Consider the following 3868-nt stretch of genomic DNA (forward strand, 5'->3'; position numbering starts at 1 on the left):
GCCTGGTGCTCGTCGTGGTCGGTGGCGAAGCGGGCCCAGAAGCCGGGGGCCGCGCACACCGCGTCCCAGACCGACGAGGCCGCGCCGAACACCCGGGCTATCTGGGGGTCGTGGTCGCTGGTCTGGTCCGCGAACTCCGCGTTGATGTGGACCACGTCGTAGTCGGCCTTGAGCGACGGCGTCGCCAGGATGTGGTCGAGCTGCTGGGAGTTGCCCTCGTAGACGTAGCTGTAGCGCTCGAGCGGGGGCAGGGCTTCGGCCAGCGGGGCGAGCGCGCCGCCTTCGGTCAGGTGCTGGACCGCCGGGGAGAAGCCGTAGTCGTTGAGGTCGCCGAGGACCACCACCTGGGCCTGGGCGTCGATGGCCCGCGCTTCGTCGACGAATCCGCGCACCGCCTGCGCCTGCTTCTCGCGCTGCAGCTCGGAGACGCGCTCCGGCGGCTGGAGGCGGCCGTGCAGCGGTTGGTCGCCGCCCTTGGAGTTGAAGTGGTTGGCCACCACCACGACCGTCCGGCCGCGGAACGAGAACTCGCCGGCCAGCGGCTTGCGGCTGTCCTTCCAGGCCTCGTTCGCCGGGTCGATGCGGCCCGGCGAAGCCGTCAGGCCCACCCCGTTCCCGCGCGCGACCGGGTGCACCGGGGTCGTCGCGTCGCCGCCCGGACGGTCCACGAAGGACACCCGCGCCGGGTTGAAGAGAAACGCCACGCGGATGTTCCCGCCCGGCTGGCCGCCGTCGGCGTTGTTCTGCGGGTCGATCAGGCGCCACTCGTAGCGCGGGCCGCCCGCCGCCGCGATCGCGTCGGTGAACTGCTGCAGCGTCTTGTCGGCGGCCACCACGCCGTCGTCGATCGGCCCGTTGTTGTCCTGAACCTCTTCCAGCGCAACGACATCCGGCGACGCGAGGTGCTCGACGACGCCCTTGGCGAGGCGGTCGAACTTCGACTGGTCGTTGCCCGCGGCGAGGTTCTCCACGTTGTAGGTGGCGACCGCCAGCTCGTCTTCGCGCTGCCGGCGGGTCGATTCCGGTTGCAGGCCACCGGGCTGGTGCTCGCCGAGGCGCGTCGCTTCCAGGACGTAGCCGCCGAAGCGGGAGTAGTCCAGCGGTCCCTCGGTGGTGCCGTTCAGCCGGTCGCCGACGTTCGCCGCCGGGAACGGGCTGTCCGCCAGCGATTCGACCTTGAGCCGTCCCGCGTTCGGGTCGGCGTAGCCGGGGTAGGTGGTGCCGCCGCGGCTGTTGGCGTTCTGGTCCGGCTTGCTGGTGATCCACAGCGCGCGGTACGCATCGGTCGGCCCGACGACGCGCGCGTCGTCCACCCGCAGCAGCATGCTCTCGCGCGACTCGTAGTAGTCCAGCGCGTAGCTCTGCGGTTCCAGGTCCCGCTTGTCGATGTTGCCGTCCAGCGGCGCGTACTCGGTCGGCACCGCGTCCGGGCCGACGACCTCGGCGGGCGGAACTTCACCCGTGCCGGTGACCTGCCAGGTCGCGCCGACCAGTTCCGTCACCGACTGGTTCGGGGTGGTCTCCGGGGTTTCACCGGACGCGATCGGGTAGTACTCGGTGACCTTGCCGTCGACCGCCACCACGTCGCCGACCTTCACGGCCGGGGTCTGCTGCCCGGTGAAGACGAACAGGCCTTCGCTGGTGCGCGGGTCGCCGTCGGGTTCGGCGTCCTGGAACCAGAATCCGCGGACCGAGCCCTGGGCGCGAATTCCGGTAACGACGCCGGGAACGCCCGTCACCTGCTGACCGTCCAGCGGGGACACCCGGGTGGTGCCCTGGATGTCGTGGATCCGCACCACCGGTTCCGCGGTGGCGGCGGGAGCTAGGGACAGCAGCACCCCGGTAGCGATGAGCATTGACGTGACGCGCACTTCGGCTTCCCCTCGCCAAGCGATCTGATCGTGGCGAAGTTACCGGCTCGAAGCGACGAACGACACACGATCAAGTGAACAGATCCCCCGGTAGGACCGGTTGGACCAGCGCGTGCTGCTGCTTGCGCTGCTTCTCCTCGTTGATCCGCTGCTGCTTCTCGAAAGCGTTGGCCACCGTGATCGCGGCGATGACCACTGCCACGAGCAGGATTCCGGCCAGCGCTGCGGGCCACACTCGCTGCCGGTCGCGCCAAGTGCGCTCCGAGCCGTGCAGCAGCGCGGAGCGCAATTGCCGCCGTCGCAGCGAATCCGACTCCAGCAGGTACCGCTCGGCGTTCGGCGTGCTCGCGTACACCTGCGGCACAGTCGGTTTCGGCGCCTCCTCCGGTTTCTGCGGAGGCGGCGCCGGTGGCGGTGGTGGTTGCGGTGGTCCGGCCACGGCTGCGATTCCTCGGGGTTTTCCGGTCTCCCAATGGGAAAAACGCGAACGGGGCGACCACCGGGTGGCCGCCCCCGCGTCGATCAACCGAAGAGGTTGTTCAGGTGGTTGGTCAGCTTGGAGTAGTTGTTCGCCGCGCCGTCGGTGCTGTCGATCAGCTTCGCGAAGGCGTTGTTGACCGACTGGAACTGCTGGTTGTACTCGTTCGAGCGGGACTGGAAACCGGGCTGCCCGGCACCTTCCCACTGCTTGATGGTCTCCTTGGCGTGGCTGTCGATGGTGGCCATGATGGCCTTGAAGCGCGACAGGTAGCCCTGCTGCTCCCCGGCCAGCCCCTGCAGCGCGCCGACGTTGCCGTAGACCTCGAATCCGGATCCGGAAGACATCGCGTAGTCGCCCCCTCGCTCAGCGGTTCATCTTGGCCGGGATGCCCGCGAGCTGCGAGCCGGCCGTCCGGAAGTCGTCGTGGGTGGTCTGGTCGTTGGTGCCGACCTGGGTCTGCGCCTCGCCGAGGTCGACGCCGTTGTCGTTGCACCAGCGGACCAGCTCGTCGAACCGCGTCTCCAGCTCGTAGCGGGCCTGCTGGAAGGCGGCCAGCGCGGACCCCTGGATGGCGTCCTTGTCCTTGGCCATGTCGTTGATCAGGTTCTGCAGCTGGGCGCGCAGGCCCTGCGCTTCGGTCCCGAGGTTCTGGCCTCCCTGGCCCATCGCGTTGGCGTTGGTGAGGCCGACGAAATTGCTCATGCCTGCCGATTCCTCTCGTCGGACTGGCCGGCCGACGCGCGCGAGGCGCTCACCGGCTTTCCCGGGATATGACGCACGAATTCCGAAAGCGGTTCCCCCCGAAGCCAGCCAAGGGCACCGGCGCGCACCGCGTCAAGCGGCTGCGGCGGTGGTGTGCACAACGATACGGTCGGGAACCGTTGCGGCGTTGGGAAAGTCCCACCAGGTGCGAGCGCATCCCGGGAAGCGGATGGAGGACGGCGAATGGGCGACATCGGGGTGAACCCCGGACAGGCGGTCAGCACGGGCAGCAACGCCGAGCAGACCGCGGGCGACTACGACAGCGTGGCCAGTGCGTTGCGCGGCGCGGTGGAGAGCGCCCGGACGGCAGCCGTCGAGCAGCCCTGCGCGAAGGGGTACGACCCGTTCGGCGAGGACGCGGTCTCGGCGATCAACGACCTCAAGAAGCACGGCATGACGCTGGGCAACAACTCCCAGTCCGGCGGCGGCGCGGCGTCCCAGACCGACCACGACAACGCGACCGGTTTCCACGGCGTCATCGGGCGGATGAACCGCTGACCTGCTCAAGACCCCTCCGGCCCGACATGCCCCGGCGTGTCGGGCCGAGTGCCGGTCACCGGCGCGGGGCGGCGAGTTGAGCGGCGATCTCGAGGTAGGCCTCGCGGGTTCGGGGCGCGACCTTGGTCGGGTCGAGCCGACCGCCGCGGGCCAGGTGGCGGTCGAACGGGACCACCACGACCTTCGCCTGCTCGGCGAAGCGCTTCCGCAGCTCTGCGGTGACCTTGCGGCGGTCCGTGCCCGGCAGGCACACCAC

At 69.7% G+C, this 3868-nt stretch carries 5 protein-coding genes and 1 pseudogene; 1 reads left to right on the forward strand and 5 read right to left on the reverse strand.

The features are described from left to right. The 4 genes from ABTZ89_RS36675 to ABTZ89_RS36690 all read right to left on the reverse strand — a co-directional run. Positions 1-1856 (reverse strand): DUF8508 domain-containing protein (locus ABTZ89_RS36675; protein WP_351053649.1); only part of this gene is annotated, 1856 nt, incomplete at its 3' end. An 85-nt stretch (positions 1857-1941) separates the two neighbouring features. Beyond that, positions 1942-2310 carry a hypothetical protein gene (locus ABTZ89_RS36680; RefSeq protein ID WP_270953391.1) on the reverse strand — a complete coding sequence of 123 codons (369 nt, stop codon included), beginning with the start codon at positions 2308-2310 and terminating at the stop codon, positions 1942-1944. An 83-nt stretch (positions 2311-2393) separates the two neighbouring features. Then, on the reverse strand, positions 2394-2696 hold the full coding sequence (locus tag ABTZ89_RS36685; protein WP_270953390.1) for a WXG100 family type VII secretion target: 303 nt from the start codon (positions 2694-2696) through the stop codon (positions 2394-2396). Positions 2697-2715: 19 nt separating this feature from the next. Then, positions 2716-3054, reverse strand: a complete 339-nt coding sequence (locus ABTZ89_RS36690; RefSeq protein WP_270953389.1) for a hypothetical protein — start codon at positions 3052-3054, stop codon at positions 2716-2718. 243 nt (positions 3055-3297) lie between these two features. Between ABTZ89_RS36690 and ABTZ89_RS36695 the strand changes: the two genes are divergently transcribed. Continuing rightward, positions 3298-3612 carry a hypothetical protein gene (locus ABTZ89_RS36695; RefSeq protein WP_270953387.1) on the forward strand — a complete coding sequence of 105 codons (315 nt, stop codon included), beginning with the start codon at positions 3298-3300 and terminating at the stop codon, positions 3610-3612. Between the two features lie 55 nt (positions 3613-3667). Here the strand turns inward: ABTZ89_RS36695 and ABTZ89_RS36700 are convergent. Further along, positions 3668-3868 (reverse strand): annotated as a pseudogene (locus ABTZ89_RS36700) (hypothetical protein); the annotation flags it as partial.

The organism is Saccharopolyspora sp. NPDC002686, from assembly GCF_040295745.1.
In the GTDB taxonomy this organism is placed as follows: Bacteria; Actinomycetota; Actinomycetes; order Mycobacteriales; family Pseudonocardiaceae; genus Saccharopolyspora; species Saccharopolyspora oryzae.